Source organism: Bacillus sp. SIMBA_074 (genome assembly GCF_046534555.1).
In the GTDB taxonomy this organism is placed as follows: Bacteria; Bacillota; Bacilli; order Bacillales; family Bacillaceae_G; genus Bacillus_A; species Bacillus_A mycoides.
In genome coordinates this window covers 1-260 of sequence record NZ_JAWRYM010000742.1, presented here as the reverse complement: position 1 = coordinate 260, position 260 = coordinate 1, and the positions used below count along the sequence as shown (strand labels likewise).

Below are 260 nucleotides of genomic sequence, written 5' to 3'. Positions count from 1 at the left end.
GATATTCTCGATTTCCTCGTTCCCTAATAGTTCATCGGCTACGCGACCAATTCGGCCCATTTGAAAATAATCACGGCCATCCTGAGCAATCACAAGCGAATATTTATACAGTGGCGAAAAATTAGCAGGCAGGTAAACAAGTAGTTCCAACTCTTCTGCTAAAGCTTCGCTTTTAAACATGTACTCTTTAATTGTGCCTTTGCGTAAACTCATTTTCCCGCACCTCGATGATAATTAATAATGAAAAACAACTTACTTGA

The 260-nt window shown here is 39.2% G+C and carries 1 protein-coding gene; it reads right to left on the bottom strand.

Annotated elements, in window-relative coordinates:
* On the bottom strand, positions 1 to 213 hold a 213-nt coding region (locus SB773_RS32750; RefSeq protein WP_410594566.1), incomplete at its 3' end, for an alpha/beta hydrolase-fold protein.
* Positions 214 to 260 lie beyond the last annotated feature (47 nt).